The organism is Ancylobacter sp. VNQ12 (genome assembly GCF_049445835.1).
In the GTDB taxonomy this organism is placed as follows: domain Bacteria; phylum Pseudomonadota; class Alphaproteobacteria; order Rhizobiales; family Xanthobacteraceae; genus Ancylobacter.
The window spans coordinates 463,356-482,996 of record NZ_JBMSDU010000002.1 but is presented as its reverse complement, the minus strand read 5'-3'; the positions used below and the strand labels follow the sequence as shown (position 1 = coordinate 482,996).

General features: G+C 68.9%; 17 protein-coding genes. 9 read left to right on the top strand and 8 right to left on the bottom strand.

Annotated elements, in window-relative coordinates; all coding sequences use genetic code 11:
• Positions 1 to 3: 3 nt before the first annotated feature.
• Positions 4 to 1,200: a penicillin-binding protein activator gene (locus ACO2RV_RS05920; protein WP_423290784.1), complete on the bottom strand. Its 1,197-nt coding sequence runs from the start codon at positions 1,198 to 1,200 to the stop codon at positions 4 to 6.
• A gap of 190 nt (positions 1,201 to 1,390) precedes the next feature.
• Between ACO2RV_RS05920 and rsmI the strand changes: the two genes are divergently transcribed.
• The 3 genes from rsmI (at position 1,391) to gshB (ending at position 3,748) form a co-directional block, all read left to right on the top strand.
• Positions 1,391 to 2,302, top strand: coding sequence for a 16S rRNA (cytidine(1402)-2'-O)-methyltransferase (gene rsmI, locus ACO2RV_RS05915; protein ID WP_423290782.1), 912 nt, complete (start codon positions 1,391 to 1,393; stop codon positions 2,300 to 2,302).
• Positions 2,295 to 2,657 carry a YraN family protein gene (locus ACO2RV_RS05910; protein ID WP_423290780.1) on the top strand — a complete coding sequence of 121 codons (363 nt, stop codon included), beginning with the start codon at positions 2,295 to 2,297 and terminating at the stop codon, positions 2,655 to 2,657. Before rsmI ends, ACO2RV_RS05910 begins: the two co-directional genes overlap by 8 nt.
• A gap of 146 nt (positions 2,658 to 2,803) precedes the next feature.
• Positions 2,804 to 3,748, top strand: a complete 945-nt coding sequence (gene gshB, locus ACO2RV_RS05905; RefSeq protein ID WP_423290778.1) for a glutathione synthase — start codon at positions 2,804 to 2,806, stop codon at positions 3,746 to 3,748.
• Between the two features lie 87 nt (positions 3,749 to 3,835).
• Here the strand turns inward: gshB and ACO2RV_RS05900 are convergent, their stop codons facing one another.
• The 4 genes from ACO2RV_RS05900 to ACO2RV_RS05885 all read right to left on the bottom strand — a co-directional run bounded on the left by ACO2RV_RS05900 (position 3,836) and on the right by ACO2RV_RS05885 (position 7,619).
• Positions 3,836 to 4,120 (bottom strand): DUF1150 family protein, encoded by a 285-nt coding sequence (locus ACO2RV_RS05900; RefSeq protein WP_423290776.1) that lies wholly within the window; start codon positions 4,118 to 4,120, stop codon positions 3,836 to 3,838.
• Positions 4,121 to 4,165: 45 nt separating this feature from the next.
• A complete protein-coding gene (locus ACO2RV_RS05895) occupies positions 4,166 to 4,588 on the bottom strand; it encodes an Hsp20 family protein (protein ID WP_423290774.1) in 423 nt (140 codons plus the stop codon).
• 187 nt (positions 4,589 to 4,775) lie between these two features.
• The gene (locus ACO2RV_RS05890) at positions 4,776 to 5,648 is read right to left on the bottom strand and encodes a GNAT family N-acetyltransferase (RefSeq protein WP_423291060.1); all 873 of its coding nucleotides are present in this window, start codon (positions 5,646 to 5,648) and stop codon (positions 4,776 to 4,778) included.
• Between the two features lie 438 nt (positions 5,649 to 6,086).
• Complete coding sequence (locus ACO2RV_RS05885) at positions 6,087 to 7,619, bottom strand: YifB family Mg chelatase-like AAA ATPase (protein ID WP_423290772.1); 1,533 nt, start codon at positions 7,617 to 7,619, stop codon at positions 6,087 to 6,089.
• Between the two features lie 254 nt (positions 7,620 to 7,873).
• On the opposite strand from ACO2RV_RS05885, the gene ACO2RV_RS05880 reads away from it, so the two are divergent.
• The 6 genes from ACO2RV_RS05880 (at position 7,874) to ACO2RV_RS05855 (ending at position 16,069) form a co-directional block, all read left to right on the top strand.
• Positions 7,874 to 8,347, top strand: coding sequence for a formate dehydrogenase subunit gamma (locus tag ACO2RV_RS05880; protein WP_423290770.1), 474 nt, complete (start codon positions 7,874 to 7,876; stop codon positions 8,345 to 8,347).
• Positions 8,344 to 9,918, top strand: a complete 1,575-nt coding sequence (locus ACO2RV_RS05875) for a formate dehydrogenase beta subunit (protein WP_423290768.1) — start codon at positions 8,344 to 8,346, stop codon at positions 9,916 to 9,918. Before ACO2RV_RS05880 ends, ACO2RV_RS05875 begins: the two co-directional genes overlap by 4 nt.
• A gap of 14 nt (positions 9,919 to 9,932) precedes the next feature.
• Complete coding sequence (gene fdhF / locus ACO2RV_RS05870) at positions 9,933 to 12,788, top strand: formate dehydrogenase subunit alpha (RefSeq protein WP_423290766.1); 2,856 nt, start codon at positions 9,933 to 9,935, stop codon at positions 12,786 to 12,788.
• A gap of 16 nt (positions 12,789 to 12,804) precedes the next feature.
• On the top strand, positions 12,805 to 13,653 hold the full coding sequence (gene fdhD, locus ACO2RV_RS05865) for a formate dehydrogenase accessory sulfurtransferase FdhD (RefSeq protein WP_423290764.1): 849 nt from the start codon (positions 12,805 to 12,807) through the stop codon (positions 13,651 to 13,653).
• Positions 13,643 to 13,939 carry a formate dehydrogenase subunit delta gene (locus tag ACO2RV_RS05860; RefSeq protein ID WP_423290762.1) on the top strand — a complete coding sequence of 99 codons (297 nt, stop codon included), beginning with the start codon at positions 13,643 to 13,645 and terminating at the stop codon, positions 13,937 to 13,939. Before fdhD ends, ACO2RV_RS05860 begins: the two co-directional genes overlap by 11 nt.
• 291 nt (positions 13,940 to 14,230) lie before the next feature.
• A complete protein-coding gene (locus ACO2RV_RS05855; protein ID WP_423290760.1) occupies positions 14,231 to 16,069 on the top strand; it encodes a monovalent cation:proton antiporter-2 (CPA2) family protein in 1,839 nt (612 codons plus the stop codon).
• Positions 16,070 to 16,096: 27 nt separating this feature from the next.
• Here the strand turns inward: ACO2RV_RS05855 and ACO2RV_RS05850 are convergent, their stop codons facing one another.
• The 3 genes from ACO2RV_RS05850 to gnd are packed head-to-tail and all read right to left on the bottom strand — an operon-like array spanning position 16,097 to position 19,481.
• Complete coding sequence (locus ACO2RV_RS05850) at positions 16,097 to 16,930, bottom strand: Cof-type HAD-IIB family hydrolase (protein ID WP_423290758.1); 834 nt, start codon at positions 16,928 to 16,930, stop codon at positions 16,097 to 16,099.
• Complete coding sequence (gene zwf, locus ACO2RV_RS05845) at positions 16,930 to 18,471, bottom strand: glucose-6-phosphate dehydrogenase (RefSeq protein ID WP_423290756.1); 1,542 nt, start codon at positions 18,469 to 18,471, stop codon at positions 16,930 to 16,932. The genes ACO2RV_RS05850 and zwf overlap by 1 nt, the downstream gene beginning before the upstream one ends.
• A 32-nt stretch (positions 18,472 to 18,503) precedes the next feature.
• A complete protein-coding gene (gene gnd / locus ACO2RV_RS05840) occupies positions 18,504 to 19,481 on the bottom strand; it encodes a phosphogluconate dehydrogenase (NAD(+)-dependent, decarboxylating) (RefSeq protein WP_423290754.1) in 978 nt (325 codons plus the stop codon).
• Between the last annotated feature and the right edge of the window lie 160 nt (positions 19,482 to 19,641).

Below are 19,641 nucleotides of genomic sequence, written 5' to 3'. Positions count from 1 at the left end.
ATCTCAGCTCGCCTGCGCGAAGCTGCGCGGGGCGGGGCTGATGATCTGCACCGCGCCGCTGCCGATCTGCATCACCGCCAGGCCGCGCTGGTTGGTGCCGTCGGCGCGGAAGCGGAAGATGCCGTCAATGCCGGCGAAGCCCGACGGGGTCTGGATCGCCGCGTCGGTGAGGCCGTTTTCGCCATGGGCGTTGGCGAGCGCGGCCATCAGCGTCACCGCGTCATAGGCCAGCGTCGCGGTGCGCACCGGCTCCTTGCCGAAGCGGGCGCGGTAGCGCTCGGCAAAGGCGCGGAAGCCGGCGGGGTCGGGCGCGGCGAAGATGCCCCCCGCGACCGAGGCGACCGAGAACAGCCGGCGGTCGTCCCACAGGCCGGTGCCGATCAGCTGCTTGCCGTCGAGCCGCACGCCGGCGCCGTCGAGCGCTTGCAGGATCTGCGGCACCGAGTCGGCCGCATCGGGCAGGAACAGCGCGTCCGCCTGATTGGCGGACGCGGCGATGCGGCGGGCAGCCTCCTGGAACTGCGCCGCCCCGCCGGTGCCGTAGCGCTCCAGCCCGACGACGCGCGCGCCGGCCTGCGGCACGGTCTCGCGGAACGCTGCCTCGACCACGGAGCCATAGGCATTGTCCGGCACGATGCCGGCAAAGGCGCGCCGGCCGTTCGACGCGGCAAAGCGCACCGCGCGCTCCACATCGGTCTGCGGCAGGAAGCTCAGGAGATAGACACCCTGCGTCGCCACATTGGTGTCGGTGGAGAAGCCGACCAGCGGCACGCCGCGCTGGCGCGCCACCTGGCCGGCCGCAGCGACGGTGTGGGCGAACACCGGGCCGACCAGCGCCCGCGCGCCTTCGTCGATCGCCTGGCCGGCGGCGGCCTGCGCGCCGGGCGCGGTGCCGCCATCGTCCTTGACGATGAGCTGGATGTTGGCACCGGTGAATTCGGCGATCGCCATCTCCGCCGCATTGCGCAGCGACTGCGCGGCCGCGCCGGCATTGCCGCTGGCCCCGAGCGGCAGGATGAGGCCGACGCGCACCGTGCCGGCGCCGAGCACGTTGCCCGGCTGCTGAGGGGCGGCCGGCTCGAGAGGGGGAAGCTGCGCCTGCGGAGGCGAGGTCTCGCGCACCGCGCCGCAGGCGGCGAGGGTGGCGCTTCCCGCCATGACGAGGAAGGCGCGGCGGGGAAGTTTGGTGCCGTCATCCATGCGTGGCGCGCCCGAGCCTGCGATTTCCGCCGCTCCAGGGCGCGCGTTAACTCTACTTTTAGGACGCGCGCCCGCGTCCTGTCACGTCGAGGGCCGGCGGCGCGGATCACAAAGGCCGACATATCCACCTGTCGCGGCATTCCCGCGCCGGTTCCGCGACCGCGCGCGCCCGATCTGGTATGGAGGTCGCATGAGCCATTCTCCCCCCGATAGCGGGCGCGCGCGCGCCTTCCATCTCGCCGGTTCGAGCGTGCCGGCCGCGCGTCCGCAGCCCGGGCTGTACATTGTCGCGACGCCGATCGGCAATCTCGGCGACATCACCCTGCGCGCGCTGGAAACGCTCGCCGGCGCCGACCTGATCGCCTGCGAGGACACGCGCATCACGCGGCGCCTGCTCGATCGTTACGGTATCGAAACGCCGCTGGTCGCCTATCACGACCACAATGCCGAGCATACGCGCCCGCGCCTGATGGAACGGCTGGCGGCGGGCGGGGTATTGGCTCAGGTGTCGGATGCCGGCACGCCGCTGGTCTCCGATCCCGGCTACAAGCTGGTGGAAGCGGCATTGGCGGCGGGGCACCGGGTGATCCCCATTCCCGGCGCCTCGGCCAGCCTCGCCGCGCTGGTCGCCGCCGGCCTGCCGACCGACCGCTTCTTCTTCGAGGGGTTCCTGCCGGCCAGGAGCGGGGCGCGCCGTACCCGCATCAGCGAACTGAAGACCTTGCCGGCGACGCTGATCATCTATGAGACCGGCCCGCGCCTCGACGAGAGCCTGGCCGACCTTGCCGAGGTGCTCGGCCCGCGCCCGGCGGCGGTGTGCCGCGAGCTTACCAAGGCGTTCGAGGAAGTGCGGCGCGGCACGCTCACGGAACTCGCCGGCCACTATGCGCAGGCGGAGGCCGAGAACCGTGGCGAGATCGTGCTGGTTATCGGCGCGCCGCTGGAGGAGGAGGCGCGCGAGGAGGATATCGACGCCGCGTTGCGCCGCGCCCTCGCCACCTTGTCGGTCAAGGACGCGGCGGCGGCGGTGGCGACCGCCACCGGCCTGCCCCGGCGCGCCGTCTATGCGCGCGCCCTCGCCTTGCAGGGCGGCGATGACTGACGCGCGGCGCGCCGCCTTCACCCGCGGTGTCGACGCCGAGGCGAAGGCGGCCGGGCTGCTGGAAGCGCAGGGTTTTGCGATCATCGCCCGGCGGGTGCGCACGCCGCGCGGCGAGATCGACCTCATCGCCCGCCGCGACGGGCTCGTGCTGTTCGTCGAGGTGAAGGCGCGCGCCAGCCTGACGCAAGCGGCGGAATCGATCCTGCCGCGCCAGCGCCGGCGCATTGCCGGGGCAGCGGAGGTCTTCCTTGCCGGACATCCGGAACTGGCCGGGCTCGACATGCGGCTCGACGTCGTGCTGGTAGCGCCGGGCGCGGCGCCCGTCCACCTGCCGGGGGCCTTCGAGGCGGAATAGCGAAGGTGTCCTCGAACCATTGGCCACACCGTGGCGTCCGACGCGCGAAGGGTCTAAATCAGGGGCAACGCTCCGGCGGTCCTGCCGCCGGCCACTCCCTGCCGAGCTCGCCTTGCCGAGCTTGAACTCGCCGAGACGGATTTCCCATGACCCTCAATGTCGCCGTCCAGATGGACCCGATCGACCGCATCAACATTGCGGGCGATTCCGCCTTCGCTTTGCTGCTGGAAGCGCAGGCGCGCGGCCACAACCTGTCCTATTACACCCCCGACTGGCTCGCCATGCGCGACGGCGAGGTGTTCGCCAATGTGCATCCGCTGGAAGTGCGCGACGTGAAGGGCGACCACTTCACCCTCGGCGAGCGCCGGCGGGTGCGGCTCGACAGCTTCGACGTGATCCTGATGCGGCAGGACCCGCCCTTCGACCTCAATTACATCACCGCCACCCATCTTTTGGAGCGGGTGCATCCGAGGACGCTGGTGGTCAATGACCCCTTCCATGTGCGCAACGCGCCGGAGAAGATCTTCGTCACCGAATTCCCGGACCTGATGCCGCCGACGCTGATCACCCGCGACCTCGCGGAGATCAAGGCGTTCCGCGACGAGCAGGGCGACATCGTGGTCAAGCCGCTCTACGGTCATGGCGGTGCCTCGGTGTTCCGGCTCACCCGCGACGACCTGAATTTCGGCTCGCTCTATGACCTCTTCGCCACCACCTTCCGCGAGCCCTGGGTGGTGCAGCGCTTCCTCCCCGAGGTCAGCGCCGGCGACAAGCGCATCATCCTCATCGACGGCGAATTCGCCGGCGCGGTGAATCGGGTGCCGAGCGAGGGCGATCTGCGCTCCAACATGGTGCGCGGCGGCGCGGCGAAGGAAACCGACCTCACGCCGCGCGAGCGAGAGATCTGCGCCCGGCTCGGCCCGTCGCTGCGCGAGAAGGGGTTGCTGTTCACCGGCATCGACGTGATCGGCGGCAATCTCACCGAGATCAACGTCACCGCACCGACCGGCATCCGCGCCATCCGCCGCATCGGCGGGCCCGACATCGCCCCGGTCGTCTGGGACGTGATCGAGGCCAAGCGGCGCGGCTGAGCGCTGCCGCAAAGAAAAACCCGCCCGGCCACGGGGCCGGACGGGTTTCTCATGGGTCAGTGATGCCGCGCGCTGTGCGGCGATCGCTCAGTGCACGCTCACCGTCAGCAACTCGTTCTGCAGCGCGCTGGCGATGGCCGCCTCGCGGCTGTCGGTCAGCATCATCGGCGTGCCGTCCGCCGCGTGCAGCGTGTAGAGCTGCAGCCCCGGCGCAAGCCGCGCCTGCGGGAAGAGGCTGGCTGCCTCCTCCGAGCGGATCGGCTTCACATAGGCGATCTGGCCGCCGCCGAGACTGGCGAAGGCTTCCGGAGAGAGCGTGCCGGCCAGAGCTTCGCTGGCCGACGTGCCGCTGAGCTGAAATTCGTTCGTCATGGTCCGACTCCTTCTTCGACTGTCGAGACCGGCTTCGGGTGTTCCTTACTCGTCCGTCGCAATGGAGATACGCCGGACGACGCGTTCCGGTTCCGGCCGGACGAGATCGACCGAGAGAAGTCCGTTCCTCAGATCGGCACCCAGTACCCGCATGCCGTCGGCCAGCACGAAGGTGCGCTGGAACTGACGCGCGGCGATGCCACGGTGAAGATAGACCCGCTCGGGCTCGTCGGCCTGCCGGCCCCGTATGACCAGTTCCTTCTCCTCCACCGTCACCTCCAGCTGTTCGCGGGTGAAGCCCGCGACGGCCAGGGTGATGCGGAGCCGCTCCGGCTGGCCCGGCTGTGCCACCCGCTCCACATTGTAGGGCGGATAGCCATCCGAGCCTTTCATGACGCGGTCGAGCGCCCGCTCGACCTCGTCAAAGCCGAGCAGGAAGGGGCTCGACAGCGAGGGAATACGCGACATGCTCCCAAAGTCCTTGTCTGAAGCGACTTTGCGTTGTGGGACCCCGTCGGGGCATCCCGTTGCGACAGATATGGGCGAGGGGGAAAGGTCGCGCAAGGTCGATGCCATGCGCAGTTGCAAAAATGCCGCGCGCGACTCAAGCGGCGGGCGAATGTCGTATCGGCGCTGCGCTCAGGCGGCGTAAGGCCTAGGCGGCGTGGCGCTCGGCGTTGACGCCGAAATGATCGAGATAGCGCGGGTGGATGCGTTCGATCGGCAGCACGATCAGCACGTCCGTCGTGCCGAACTGGCGGTCGACCACGGCGTCGCGGCCGATCATGGCACCGAGCCGCAGATAGCCTTTGATCAGCGGCGGCAGCTCGTTGAGCGCCGCCTTGGCATCGAGCGCCTCGATGGGCAGCAGATCCATCGGCGCGGCATTGCGCGGCAGCGCCGGCGCCGTCCATTCCGCCTCGGTCGGGGCGAAGTGATGCAGGAAGGCCAGCGGGCGGGCCAGCGCCTCGGGCCGGGTGCCCTCCAGGCTGGCGCAGCCGAACATCACGTCGATGCCGTGGCGGCGGACATAGGCCCAGATACCGTGCCAGAGCAGCTCCACCGTGCGCTTGGTGCGGTAGGGCTTGCGCACGCAGGAGCGGCCGAGCTCAAGGAAGCGGCGCTCGGGATGGCGGGCCAGCAGCGGAGCGATGTCGAACTCGCTCGCCGTGTAGAAACCGCCGTGGCGGGCGGCGATCTCGTGGCGCAGCAGGCGATAGGTGCCGACCACCAGCGGTTCGCGCCGGCCGCGCACCAGGCGGCAATTGTCGTGGTCGAGCACGAGAAGGTGATCGCAGAAGCCATCGAAGGCGTCGAAGTCGCGCCTCGCCAGCCGGGCGGCGGCGGCCGGCACCGCCGACATCTCCTCGTAGAACACCTCGTAGCGCAGGCGCTGGGCGCGGCGCACATCCGCCGCCGTGGTGGCGAGCCGCACTTCCAGCGGTCCGATACGCCCGAGCGTGGCGGGACCGGGTTGCGCGCGGCTCTCGCGGTGGCGCAGGCCCGAATAGGAGCGCAGCGCCGGCATGAAGCGCGACGGGGTGAGCGCGTTGGGGATGAAGTGGAGCGGGCCGGCGGGCGCCAGCCGGCCGCCGGCAGCGAAGGATTTCAGCAGCGCGGGGCCGATCAGGCCGGGCTTGAGAAAGGTCGGCTTTAGCAGGGCACGCAAAGCGGGGTGGGCACCGGAGGCACGCACCTCGACAGTCGAGTCGGCCAGCATCTCGGTCATGGCAAGGTCCCCAGCCTCGAATCCACTATAGAGCGTTCTGACTGGAATCACATATCTGTAGGACGCCCATGTGACAGGCTATCGGCCCGTCCGGGTGGGCTCTTGCGCAAAAGCTTCGCATCTTTCCTGCGAGGACGACGAAAAGTGACGGGTCCCGCGGGAGAGCGGGGCCTCGCTCGGCAGAAGCACCAGCCACGCTCCGGCCAGCGGCCGCCCGGCCTATCGCGATCGCGCCGTTCACGCGGCTGCGGCATTGCGGTCGGCGCTGGCGCGATAGGCCAGCGCTTCGGCGAGATGGGCGCGGCCGAGGGTTTCCGCTCCCGCAAGGTCGGCGAGGGTGCGCGCCACCCGCAGCACCCGGTGATAGCCGCGCGCCGACAGCCGCATCAGCCGCGCGGCGTCGGTCAGCAGGGCGGTGCCGGCGGCATCGGGCGTGGCGATGTCTTCCAGCACCGGCCCGCTGGCCTCGGCATTGGTGAACAGGTCCGGCCGTCCCATGGAGAGGAAGCGCTCGCGCTGTAGCCGGCGCGCCTCGGCGACGCGGGCGGCGACCACAGCGCTGGGCTCGGATGCGCCGGGCCGCACCAGGTCGACGGCGGAGACCGCCGGCACGTCGAGATGGAGGTCGACGCGGTCGAGGAAGGGCCCCGACAGCCGCGCCTGGTATTCGCCGGCGCAGCGCGGGCCGCGCCGGCAGCTCTGGCCCGGTTCGCCCGCCCGCCCGCAGCGGCACGGGTTCATCGCGGCGACCAGCTGGAAGCGCGCGGGATAGGAGATGCGGTGGTTGGCGCGGGCGATCACCGCTTCCCCGGTCTCCAGCGGCTGGCGCAGCGAATCCAGCACGGCAGGGGCGAACTCCGGCAATTCGTCGAGGAACAGGACGCCATTATGGGCGAGCGACACCTCGCCTGGCCGGGCGCGCATGCCGCCACCCACCATCGCCGCCATGCTGGCGGAATGGTGCGGGGCGCGGAACGGCCGGCGGTTGGTCAGCGCCCCGCCCTGCAGCGTTCCGGCGACCGAGGCGATCATCGAGACTTCCAGCAGCTCGGCCGGGGCGAGCGGCGGCAGGATCGAGGGCAGGCGCTGCGCCAGCATCGACTTTCCCGCGCCGGGCGGACCGCTGAGCAGGAGATTGTGCCGGCCGGCGGCGGCGATCTCCAGCGCGCGCCGGGCGGTCTCCTGTCCCTTCACCTCGGCGAGGTCCGGCAGCGCCGCCGTGCCGCCGTCGAGCCGTGGCTCGGGGCGGGCGAGCGGCTGGCGGCCGGCGAAATGATTGACCAGCTGGATCAGCGACAGCGGCGCCAGCACCGGCATGTCCGGGCTCGCCCAGGCGGCTTCCGGCCCGCAGGCCGCCGGGCAGATCAGGCCGTGACCGCGCGCATTGGCGCCGATGGCGGCCGGCAGCACCCCGGCGACCGGGGCGATGCGCCCGTCGAGCGCCAGTTCGCCGACCACGGTGTAGCCGTCCAGCGCATCGGCGGGGAAGGCGCCGATCGCCGCCATCAGCCCGAGCGCGATCGGCAGATCGTAATGGCTGCCCTCCTTGGGCAGATCGGCGGGGGCGAGATTGACGGTGATGCGCTTGGCGGGCAGCGCGAGGCCGGAGGCGATCAGCGCCGCGCGCACGCGCTCCTTGGCCTCGGTCACCGCCTTGTCGGCGAGGCCGACCAGGTTGAACGCCGGCAGGCCCGGACTGACCTGCACCTGGACATCGACCGGGCGCGCCTCCACGCCCTCGAACGCCACCGTCGCCACGCGCTGGACCATGAAGCGTCCCCGTCGTTCCGGGCGGAACCGAACTCCCGCAGCGGCAAGCGTAGCGGACTACCGAGCTTCGTCAAGAACATTTGAGGAACAAAAGCGATGGCTGACGTTAGGAAAGGCGCGTTTCCACAGCTGCGACTCGACGGCTCATTGACGATAGAAGAATTCTATCAAGGCACGGAACACCCGGATTGATTTCGAATAAGCCGCGTACGATCCTTCTCTTTGGAAAAGTCTAAAAGAAGGCCCGGGAGAAAATGCCGCATTACGAACCTTGGAGCGAGGACCGCGCCCGCGTGGTGATCGAGGAATTCTCTCACCTCGAAGGGCCGCTGATGCCGATGCTCCACGCGGTGCAGGAAACCTTCGGCCATGTGCCGGATGCGATCGTGCCGATGCTGGCCGAAATGCTCAATGTTTCCCGCGCCGAAGTCCACGGCGTCGTCACCTTTTATCATGATTTCCGCCACGAGCCGGCCGGCCGCCATGTGCTGAAGCTGTGCCGCGCCGAAGCCTGCCAGGCGGCGGGCGGCGATGCGCTGGCCGATCACGCCGAGCACCGGCTCGGCTGCAAGCTGGGCGAGACCACGGCGGATGGGCGCGTCACCGTCGAGCCGATCTACTGCCTCGGCCTGTGCGCCACCGCGCCGTCCGCCATGCTGGATGGCCGTATCGTGGCCCGTCTCAATGAGCGTCGTCTCGACGCGCTGATCGCGGAGGCCCAGTCGTGAGCACAAACTCCGCGACCATTCGCATCTACGTTCCCAAGGACGCCTGCGCCATCGCCTGCGGCGCCGACGAGGTGGTGGCCGCCATCGAGGCCGCCGCGCTGAAGCGCCGCCAGCCGATCGAGATCGTGCGCACCGGCTCGCGCGGCATGCTGTGGCTGGAGCCGCTGGTCGAGGTCGCCACCACTGAGGGCCGCATCGGTTACGGCCCGGTCGAGGCGGAAGACGTCGAGGCCCTGTTCGAGGCCGGCTTCCTCACCGGCGCCGCGCACGGCCTGCGCATCGGCAAGCCGGAAGAGCACCCCTTCATGGCGAAGCAGACGCGCCTCACCTTTGCGCGCTGCGGCATCATCGATCCGGCGTCCTATGCCGATTACCGCGCCCATGGCGGCTATCGCGGGCTGGAGCGCGCGCTGCAGCTCGGCCCGGTCGAGATCATCGAGGAAGTGAAGAAGTCCGGCCTGCGCGGTCGCGGCGGCGCCGGCTTCCCGACGGCCATCAAGTGGAAGACGGTGGCGGACGCCAAGGCGGACCGCAAATACATCGTCTGCAACGCGGATGAAGGCGACAGCGGCACCTTCGCCGACCGCATGATCATGGAAGGCGACCCCTTCGAGCTGATCGAGGGCATGACCATCGCCGGCATCGCGGTGGGCGCCACCAAGGGCTTCGTCTACACCCGCTCGGAATACCCGCACGCCATTGCCGCGATGCAGAAGGCGATCGAGGTCGCCCGCGCCCACGGCATGCTGGGCGTGAACATTGCCGGCTCGCAGTACAGCTTCGACATGGAAGTGCGCATGGGCGCCGGCGCCTATGTCTGCGGCGAGGAGACGGCGCTGCTCGACAGCCTGGAAGGCAAGCGCGGCACGGTGCGCGCCAAGCCGCCGCTGCCGGCGCACAAGGGCCTGTTCCAGAAGCCGACCGTCATCAACAACGTGCTCTCGCTCACCGCCGTGCCGCATATCCTGGCCGATGGCGGCGAGTTCTACGCCAATTTCGGCATGGGCCGCTCGCGCGGCACGATGCCGATCCAGATCGCCGGCAATGTGAAGTTCGGCGGCTTGTTCGAAACGGCCTTCGGCATCACGCTCGGCGAGCTGGTCAACGACATCGGCGGCGGCACCGCCTCGGGCAAGCCGGTCAAGGCCGCGCAGGTCGGCGGTCCGCTCGGCGCCTATGTGCCCACCTGGCAGTTCGACCTGCCCTTCGACTACGAGGCCTTCGCCGCGAAGGACGCGCTGATCGGCCATGGCGGCATCGTCGTCTTCGACGAGAACGCCGACATGGCGAAAATGGCGCGCTTCGCCATGGAGTTCTGCTCGGTGGAGAGCTGCGGCAAGTGCACGCCCTGCCGCATCGGCTCCACGCGCGGCGTCGAGCTGATGGACCGCATCATTGCTGGCCAGCGCGTCGAGGCCAATCTCGCCACGCTGACCGACCTTTGCCAGACCATGAAGCTGGGATCCCTTTGCGCCCTTGGCGGGTTTACCCCCTATCCGGTGCTGAGTGCCCTGAACCATTTCCCCGAGGAGTTCGGCGCCCCGCCGCGCCGCCTCGAAGCCGCTGAATGAGAAGGACGCAACCCATGTCTCTCGTCCATGAGATCGACTACGGAACGCCCGCTCCCAAGACCGACAAGATGGTGACGCTCACCATTGACGGGATGGAAGTCTCCGTCGCCGAGGGCACCTCGATCATGCGCGCGGCGATGGAGATGGGGACGCAGATCCCCAAGCTCTGCGCCACCGATTCGCTGGATGCCTTCGGCTCCTGCCGCCTCTGCCTGGTCGAGATCGAGGGTCGCGCCGGCACCCCGGCCTCGTGCACCACGCCGGTCATGCCCGGCATGAAGGTGCACACCCAGACTGCGCGCCTGGCGCAGCTGCGCAAGGGCGTGATGGAGCTCTACATCTCCGACCACCCGCTGGACTGCCTCACCTGCGCCGCCAATGGCGACTGCGAGCTGCAGGACATGGCCGGTGCGGTCGGCCTGCGCGAAGTGCGCTATGGCATGGAGGGCGCGAACCACTTCGCTCCGACCTCCGAACTGGTCATGCCGAAGGACGAGTCCAACCCGTACTTCACCTATGATCCCGCCAAGTGCATCGTCTGCAATCGCTGCGTGCGCGCCTGCGAGGAAGTCCAGGGCACTTTTGCGCTGACCATTTCCGGCCGCGGCTTCTCCTCGCGTGTGTCGCCCGGCCAGTCGGAAGCCTTCCTCACCTCCGAATGCGTGTCGTGCGGCGCCTGCGTGCAGGCCTGCCCGACCGCCACGCTCTCCGAGAAGCGGCTGATCGAGATCGGCACGCCGGAGCATTCGGTGGTCACCACCTGCGCCTATTGCGGCGTCGGCTGCACCTTCAAGGCGGAAATGCGCGGCCAGGAAGTGGTGCGCATGGTGCCGTGGAAGGACGGCAAGGCCAATCGCGGCCATAGCTGCGTCAAGGGCCGCTTTGCCTGGGGCTACGCCACGCATCAGGACCGCATCGTCAACCCGATGATCCGCGCCAAGGTCACCGACCCGTGGCGGGAAGTGTCGTGGGAAGAGGCGATCGCCCACACCGCTTCCGAGCTGAAGCGCATCCAGGAGACCTATGGCCGCAAGTCGGTCGGCGGCATCACCTCCTCGCGCTGCACCAATGAGGAAGCCTATCTCGTCCAGAAGATCATCCGCGCGGGCTTCGGCACCAACAATGTCGACACCTGCGCCCGCGTCTGCCACTCGCCGACCGGCTACGGCCTGAACCAGGCCTTCGGCACCTCGGCGGGCACGCAGGATTTCGATTCGGTCGAGGATTCCGACGTCATCCTCATCATCGGTGCCAACCCGACGGACGGCCACCCGGTGTTCGGCTCGCGCATGAAGAAGCGGCTGCGCCAGGGCGCCAAGCTGATCGTCGTCGACCCGCGCCGCATCGATCTGGTGCGCTCGGCCCACATCAAGGCCGATTTCCACCTGCCGCTGCAGCCGGGCACCAATGTCGCCGTCGTCACCTCGCTGGCCCATGTGGTCGTGACCGAGGGGCTGGTGAACGAGGCCTATGTCCGCCAGTACTGTGACTGGGACGAGTTCCAGGACTGGGCCGAGTTCGTCGCCGATCCGCGCCATTCGCCGGAAGAGGTCGAGAAGCTCTCCGGCGTGCCGGCCGAGCTGATCCGCGGCGCCGCCCGGCTCTATGCCACCGGCGGCAATGCGGCGATCTATTACGGCCTCGGCGTCACCGAGCATTCGCAGGGCTCGACCACCGTCATGGCCATCGCCAACCTCGCCATGGCGACCGGCAATATCGGCCGCCGCGGTGTCGGCGTGAACCCGCTGCGCGGCCAGAACAACGTGCAGGGCTCGTGCGACATGGGCTCGTTCCCGCACGAGCTGCCGGGCTACCGCCACATCTCCGACGACGCCACCCGCGCCACTTTCGAGGCCATGTGGGGTCGTCCGCTCGATCCGGAGCCGGGCCTGCGCATTCCCAACATGCTGGACGCCGCCGTCGACGGCACCTTCAAGGCGATCTACATCCAGGGCGAGGACATCCTGCAGTCCGATCCCGACACCCACCATGTCGCCTCGGGCCTCGCGGCGATGGAGCTGGTCATCGTGCAGGACCTGTTCCTGAACGAGACGGCGGCCTATGCCCATGTCTTCCTGCCGGGCTGCACCTTCCTCGAGAAGGACGGCACCTTCACCAATGCCGAGCGCCGCATCCAGCTCGTGCGCAAGGTGATGGCGCCGAAGAACGGCTATGGCGACTGGGAAGTCACCCAGCTGCTCGCCAATGCGCTGGGCCTGGAGTGGAACTACACCCACCCCTCGCAGATCATGGACGAAATTGCCGCGCTCACCCCGACCTTCGCCGGCGTCTCCTTCAAGAAGCTCGACGAGATGGGCTCGGTGCAGTGGCCGTGCAACGATGCCAACCCCGAGGGCATGCCGATCATGCACATCAACGGGTTCGCGCGCGGCAAGGGCAAGTTCGTCGTCACCGAATATGTGCCGACCGACGAGCGCACCGGCGCCCGCTTCCCGCTGCTGCTCACTACCGGCCGCATCCTCAGCCATTACAATGTCGGCGCGCAGACCCGCCGCACGGCGAATGTGGCGTGGCATCCGGAAGACGTGCTGGAGATCCACCCGCACGATGCCGAGCAGCGCGGCGTGCGCGACGGCGACTGGGTGCGCGTCGACAGCCGCGCCGGCGGCACCACCCTGCGCGCGCAGATCACCGACCGCGTGGCGCCGGGCGTCGTCTACACCACCTTCCATCACCCGGGCACGCAGGCCAACGTCGTCACCACGGACTTCTCCGACTGGGCGACCAACTGCCCCGAGTTCAAGGTGACGGCGGTGCAGATCTCCCGCTCCAACGGTCCGTCCGAGTGGCAGGAGGACTACGACGCCTTCACCCGCCAGAGCCGGCGCATCGCCGTCGCGGCGGAGTGAGCGGAGCGCGGGTTCGATGATCCCCCCGGTCGTTCGCGTCGCGCGCCTTGCCGTCGGCCCCTCGCGGGCGACGGCGGGCGAGCGGGCGATCCCCGAGGAGACGCCCGTCGCCATCGTGCATAACGGCTCGACCTATGCCGTGATGATGGCGACGCCCAGCGATCTCGAGGATTTCGGCTACGGCTTCAGCCTCACCGAGGGCGTCATCGGCCAGCTCTCCGACGTCGAATCGATCGAGACGCTGGAATTCGACGACGAGGACGGTGTCGTCGGCGTCGAGGTTCGCCTGTGGATCAATGCCGAGCGCGCCGGCCAGATGGTGGCGCGCCGCCGGCAGATCGCCGGGCCGACGGGCTGCGGCCTGTGCGGCGTCGAGAGCCTGGAACTCGCGGTCAAGCCCGCGCGGGCGGTGGGAGAAGGCCGGCGCTTCACGGCGGCGGACATCTCTCGCGCCATCGCCGCGCTGCCGCCGGCGCAAACCCTCAACCACCAGACGCGCGCGGTGCATGCCGCCGCCTTCTGGGAGCCGGGCACCGGCCTCGTTGCGGTGCGCGAGGATGTCGGCCGCCACAATGCGCTCGACAAGCTGGTCGGTCATCTCGTGCGCGAGGGCCGCAATGCCAGCGGCGGCATCGTGCTGCTGACCAGCCGCGTGTCGATCGAAATGGTGCAGAAGACCGCCATGCTCGGGGCTTCCGTGCTGGTGGCGGTCTCCGCGCCCACCGCGCTGGCCGTGCGCACGGCGCAGGCGGCGGGCATCACGCTGGCGGCCATCGCCCGCGACGACGGATTTGAAGTGTTCACCCACCCCCATCGCATCACGCTTGACGGGGCAGAGCAGGAGTTGGTCGCCCATGTCGGCTAATACGATGGACCGCCTCGTCTACATGGCGAACCAGATCGGCAAGTTCTTCGAGGCGCAGAAGCACGACAGGGCCGTGCCCGGTATCGCCAAGCACATCAAGGACTTCTGGGATCCGCGCATGCGCGCGCGCATCGAGGACCATCTGGCGGCCGGCGGCGAGGGGCTGTCGCCTCTCGTGTTCGAGGCGTTGAAGACGCTACCGCCGGTGAAGCGCGATTCGATTCCTTCTGCCCATCCGACGCTCAACCCGCCGGGTCCGACCGCCGCCCATCACGACCATCACTGAGCGCCGGCGGGCGGTTGCCTGCAGGCTTTCAAGCGACGCTCAACGCCCGGCTTTGCCGGGCGTTTTCGTTTGTCCGCCCGCCCCGTCTTGTCGAAAGCGCACGACGCCCGCTCCGCTTCCCTCAAGTCAGTGCGAGGTAAGATTTTTCCTTTGGCGCGAAAGATGCTCCCATAGCGGTGCGGGAGCAGCCGGAACGTCCATAAAACACCATTGTTCTGCCATGCGGCGGCGGCATCCCTCGCGGCAGATGGGGCGGGCGTACGGATCGTGCGGGGCAGGAGCCGGTGAGCAATGCATGAGGATGGCCAGGGATTCCTGATCGCGGCGCTGGTCTTCCTGACCACGGCGGTCGTCGCGGTCCCCATTGCCCGCCGTCTCGGCCTCTCGCCCATTGTTGGCTACCTCCTTGCCGGCGTCGCCATCGGTCCGTCCGGTATCGGCGCATTCCACGATCCCGAGCGCATTCTCACCATCGCCGAGATCGGTGTCGTGCTGCTGCTGTTCGTCATCGGCCTCGAACTGCAGTTCTCGCGCCTGCTGGCGCTGCGCCGGGCGATCTTCGGCCTCGGGCTGGGGCAGCTGTTGTTCACCGGCAGTGCCATTGCGGTGCTGACCCATTACGCCGGCGATCAATTCGACTGGCGCGCGGCGACGGTCGCGGGGCTGGCGCTGGCGCTGTCCGCCACCTCCATCGCGCTGCAACTGCTGCAGGAGAAGAACGGGTTGGCGCAGCCCTACGGCCAGCGTGCCTTCGCCGTGCTGCTGTTCCAGGACATGGCGGTGGTGCCGCTCATCGCCTTCATGCCGCTGCTGACGCCGGGCGACCACGAGCAGCAGAGCTTCTCGCAGTCGGTCGGCCATGTGATGGTCGTGGTGGCGGCCATCGCCGTCGTCATCGGCACCGGGCGTTATCTGCTGACGCCGCTGTTCCGCATCCTCGCCCGCTCCGGCGCGCGCGAGGTGATGACGGCGGCGGCGCTTCTGGTGGTGCTGGGGGCGGGCGCGCTGATGGCCTCGGTCGGCATGTCCATGGCCATGGGCGCCTTCCTCGCCGGCGTCATGCTGTCTGAATCGAGCTTCCGCCACGAGCTGGAGGCCAATGTCGATGCGTTTCGCGGCCTGCTGGTCGCGCTGTTCTTCATGGGCGTCGGCATGTCGATGAATCTCGGCGTGGTGCTCGCCAATGCGCCGTTGCTGATCGCCGGCACCCTGCTGGTGACGCTGGTCAAGGCGGTGTCGGTGTGGGCGGTGTTCCGCTTCTCCGAGGGCAGCCGCGCCGATGCCGTGCGCTCGGCCTCGGTGCTGACGCCGGCCGGCGAGTTCTCCTTCGTGCTGTTCCCTCTGGCGCTGGGCCTCGGCCTGATCTCGGCGCGCCAGAGCGACATGCTGGCCGCCTGCGCCGCCATGACCATGCTGCTCGGCCCGCCGGTGGCGCTGCTTGGCGAGCGCCTCGCCCAGCGTCTTGACCGCGAGCAGCCCGTCGACGAGCCGCCGCAGGACGATTTCAGCGAGGCGGGCGGCTCGGTGCTGGTCGTCGGCTTCGGCCGCTTCGGCCAGATCGCCTCGCAATGCCTGCTGGCGCAGGGACTGGAGGTCACCATCATCGACAATGACGTCGAGATGATCCAGAGCGCCGGCCGCTTCGGCTTCCGCATCTATTACGGCGACGGCACGCGGCTCGATGTGCTGCGCGCCGCCGGCGTCGAGCGGGTGCGGGTGGTGGCGATCTGCGTCGATCACCGCGACACCGCCGATCGTATCGTCGACATCCTGCGCACCCATGTACCGGGCGTGCGCCTGCATGTGCGGGCCTATGACCGCACCCACGCGATCTCGCTGCGCGAGAAGGGGGTGGATTTCGAGATGCGCGAGACCTTCGAATCGGCGCTGGCCTTCGGCGAGGCGACGCTCAGGGCCAACGGCATCGACGCGGAGACCGCCAAGGCGACCATCATCGACGTCCGCCAGCGCGATACCGAGCGGCTGATGCGCCAGCGCCTGCTGATGACCGATGACGGCCAGGTCGGCTTTGTCGAGCCCGAGCCGCTGATGCCGCCCGAGCGCGCCGCCCAGCCGCTCAACCCGGAGGCCGAGGACGTGCTCAAGCACGAGACCGAGTTCTCCGGCTGAGGCGCCCCGCCTCGCGCCCTGGGCGGGTTATGGCGCGCGCGGCAGCACGTACTGCGCGATGGCGTCGGCGACGCCGTCCTCGGCATTGCTCAGGGTGACGAAGTCCGCCTGCTGCTTCACCGCGTCGGAGGCGTTGCCCATGGCGATGGCGAGGCCGGCGACCTCGAACATCGGCAGGTCGTTGGCCATGTCGCCAATCACCGCCACTTCGTCCAGCGGCACGCCGTAATGCGCGGCGAAGGCGCGCACCGCATGGCCCTTGTCGGTGCCGGGCGGGGTAAGGTCGAGATATTTCGCCTGGCTGCGCCGTGCCGTCGCGCCTTCGCCGAGCAGGGCCTGCAACTCCGGCTCGCTGCGGGCGAGCATGTCAAAATCGGTCGAGGAGAACACGATCTTGCCGGCGCGGGCGACGTGGTCGCCGAAATCGCTCACCAGCGTCGGCTGGAACGCCACGGTGCGGATCTCGCCGGCGACATAGACGTTGTCGGGATCGGTGATGAACCACTCATTGTCGGCGAACACCCAGACGGAAGCCCCGCGCGCCTGCATCACTTCGATGCCCTTGCGCGCCGCCTCCGCGGCGACGAAGTGTTCCTCCAGCACGGAGAAGTCGCCACGCAGGATCGAGCCGCCATTGAAGCCGCCGAAGATGTCCAGCTTCAGCGCCTCCACCAGGATCCGCATGCCGCGCGGCGGGCGGGCCGAGACGGCGGCGAAGGCGACGCCGGCCGCGCGCAGCCGCTTCACCGCCTCCACCGTGGCCGGGGCGACCTCTTTCTCGCGGTTCACCAGCGTTCCGTCGACATCCGACACCATGAGGCGGATGCGGTGCGGCAGGGGCCTGCGTGTCGGCTCGTTCATCATGGGCGCTCCCGTTCCAGCGGCAACCACTGGAAACCGTCCTGAGCCAGCATCACGTCGGCCATCGCCGGTCCGTTCGAGCCGGCGGAATAGAACTGCACGTCGTCTTCCCCACCCCGGACGGCCTCGATGATCGGCTCCACCGCCTCCCAGCCGGCCTCGATCGTGTCGGCTCGCTGGAACAGCGTCGGGTCGCCGCACAGGCAGTCATAGATCAGGGTCTCATAGCCGGTGCTCGGGGCCGCCTTGAAGTAGTCGGTGTATTTGAAGTCCATCTCCACCTCGGAGAGCTTCACCTTGCGCCCCGGCACCTTGGCGGCGAAGCGCAGCGACACGCCCTCGTCCGGCTGGACGTGGATCACCATGAGGTTCGGCTTGAGCGCGGTGGGAAGGTGCCGGAACAGCACGCCCGGCGCGCGCTTGAACTGGATGGCGATCTCGGTGCGCCGCACGGCGAGCGCCTTGCCGGTGCGCACATAGAACGGCACGCCGTTCCAGCGCCAGCTGTCGACGAAGCACTTCAGCGCCACATAGGTCTCGGTGCGGCTCTTGGGATCGACATCCTTCTCGGCACGATAGTCCTTCACCGCCTCGCCATTGACGAAGCCGGCGCGGTACTGGCCGCGCACGGCGCTGCCGATGGCGTCGCTCGGGCGCATATGGCGGATGGCTTCGATCACCTTGGTCTTCTCGGTGCGCACCGCGTCGGCGTCGAAGGAGTTGGGCGGCTCCATCGCGGTCATGGCGAGCAGCTGGAACAGGTGGTTCGGCACCATGTCGCACAGCGCGCCGGTGGCGTCGTAGAAGCGTCCCCGCTGCTCCACCGTCACCGTCTCGGCGGCGGTGATCTGCACGTGGTCGATATATTCCTTGCTCCAGATCGGCTCGAAGATGCCGTTGCCGAAGCGCAGCGCCATCATGTTCTGCACCGTTTCCTTGCCGAGGAAATGGTCGATCCGGTAGATCTGCCGCTCGCTGGCGACGGCCAGCAGGCGCCGGTTCAGCGCCTTGGCGGAGGGCAGGTCGGTGCCGAACGGCTTCTCCACCACGACGTGGCGGAAGGTGTCTTCCTCCTCCTTCAGCAGGCCGGCGGTGCCGAGCTGCTCGGCAATGGTGGCGAAGAAGCGCGGCGCCACCGCGAGGTAGAACACCGCGTTGCGGGTCTGCCGCGCGCGGGCTTCCTGCCGCTCGCGGATGCGCCCATAGGTGGCGGGGTCCTCGAAATTGCCGGCGATGTAGCCGACGCGGCTCATCAGCCACTTCCAGGTCTCGCCCTCGGTATCGAGCGAGCCGGGCAGGTTGGCCACCTCGTCGGTGAGATAGGCGCGGTAGTCCTCCTCGCTGCGCTCCACGCCGTCGACGCCGATGACGGCGAAGTCGTCGTCGAGCACGCCCTCATTGGCGAGGTTGTAGATGGAGGGCAGCAGCAGCCGCTTGGTCAGGTCGCCGGAGGCGCCGAAGATGAAGAATGTCGAGGCCGGTGCCTTCGCCGCATCGGGCGCCAGCACCTTCTGGCCGAGAACGACGGTCTCGCTTCCCATGGAACGTGCCTACTCGCTTGCTCGCCGCCGGATCACTTCTTGAATTCGGTGTGGCCGCCGAACTGGAAGCGCATGGCCGAAAGCAGCTTCTCGCCGAAAGTGTGGTCCTGGCGCGAGCGGAAGCGGGTGTAGAGCGCGGCGGAGAGCACCTCGGCCGAGACCGCCTCCTCGATCGCCGCCATCACCGTCCAGCGGCCCTCGCCCGAATCGGCCACCTCGCCGGGAAAATCGCCGAGGGTGTCGTCCTTGGCGAGCGCGATGGCGGTGAGGTCCAGCAGCCAGGACGAGACCACGCTGCCGCGGCGCCACACTTCCGCGATGTCGGCCATGTCGAGCGAGAAGCGCTCATTCTCGGGGAGATCGGTCGAGTCCTTCTTCTTCAGGATCTCGAAGCCTTCGGCATAGGCCTGCATCAGCCCGTATTCGATGCCGTTATGCACCATCTTGACGAAGTGGCCGGACCCAGCCGGTCCGGTGTGGATGTAGCCCTGCTCGACGCGCGCATCGCGCCCCTCGCGGGCCGGCGTGCGCGGAATGTCGCCGAGGCCCGGCGCCAGCGCGGCGAAGATCGGGTCGAGCCGGTCGACCGAGGCCTTCTCGCCGCCGATCATCATGCAGTAGCCGCGCTCCAGCCCCCAGACCCCTCCGGAGGTGCCGACATCGACATAGACGATGCCCTTCTCGCGCAGCTCGGCGGCGCGGCGGATGTCGTCCTTGTAGAAGCTGTTGCCGCCGTCGATGACGACGTCGCCGGGCGACAGCAACGTGCCGAGTTCGTTCACGGTCGCCTCGGTGGGGCCGCCGGCCGGGAGCATGACCCAGACCGCGCGCGGCGCGTCGAGCTTGGCGACGACGTCGGCGAGGCCGGAGGCGCCGGTGCTGCCTTCGGCCGCCAGCCCCTTCACGGCGTCCTCATTGCGGTCCCAGACCACGCAGCTGTGGCCGGCATTGGTGAGCCGGCGCGCAATATTCCCGCCCATGCGTCCGAGGCCGACAATTCCGAGCTGCATCGTTCATCTCCTCGCGTGATTCGCGTCTGCGGCGGCCGGCGGGCGGACGCCTCTCATGACCGAGCCGCACCCTATGCTGCTCGCGTGACAATTGAAACGCCCCCGCGGCCTCGCTGCGCCGGACAGGCGGTAGCCCGATGGCCGCTGCGGGCACGCTTAT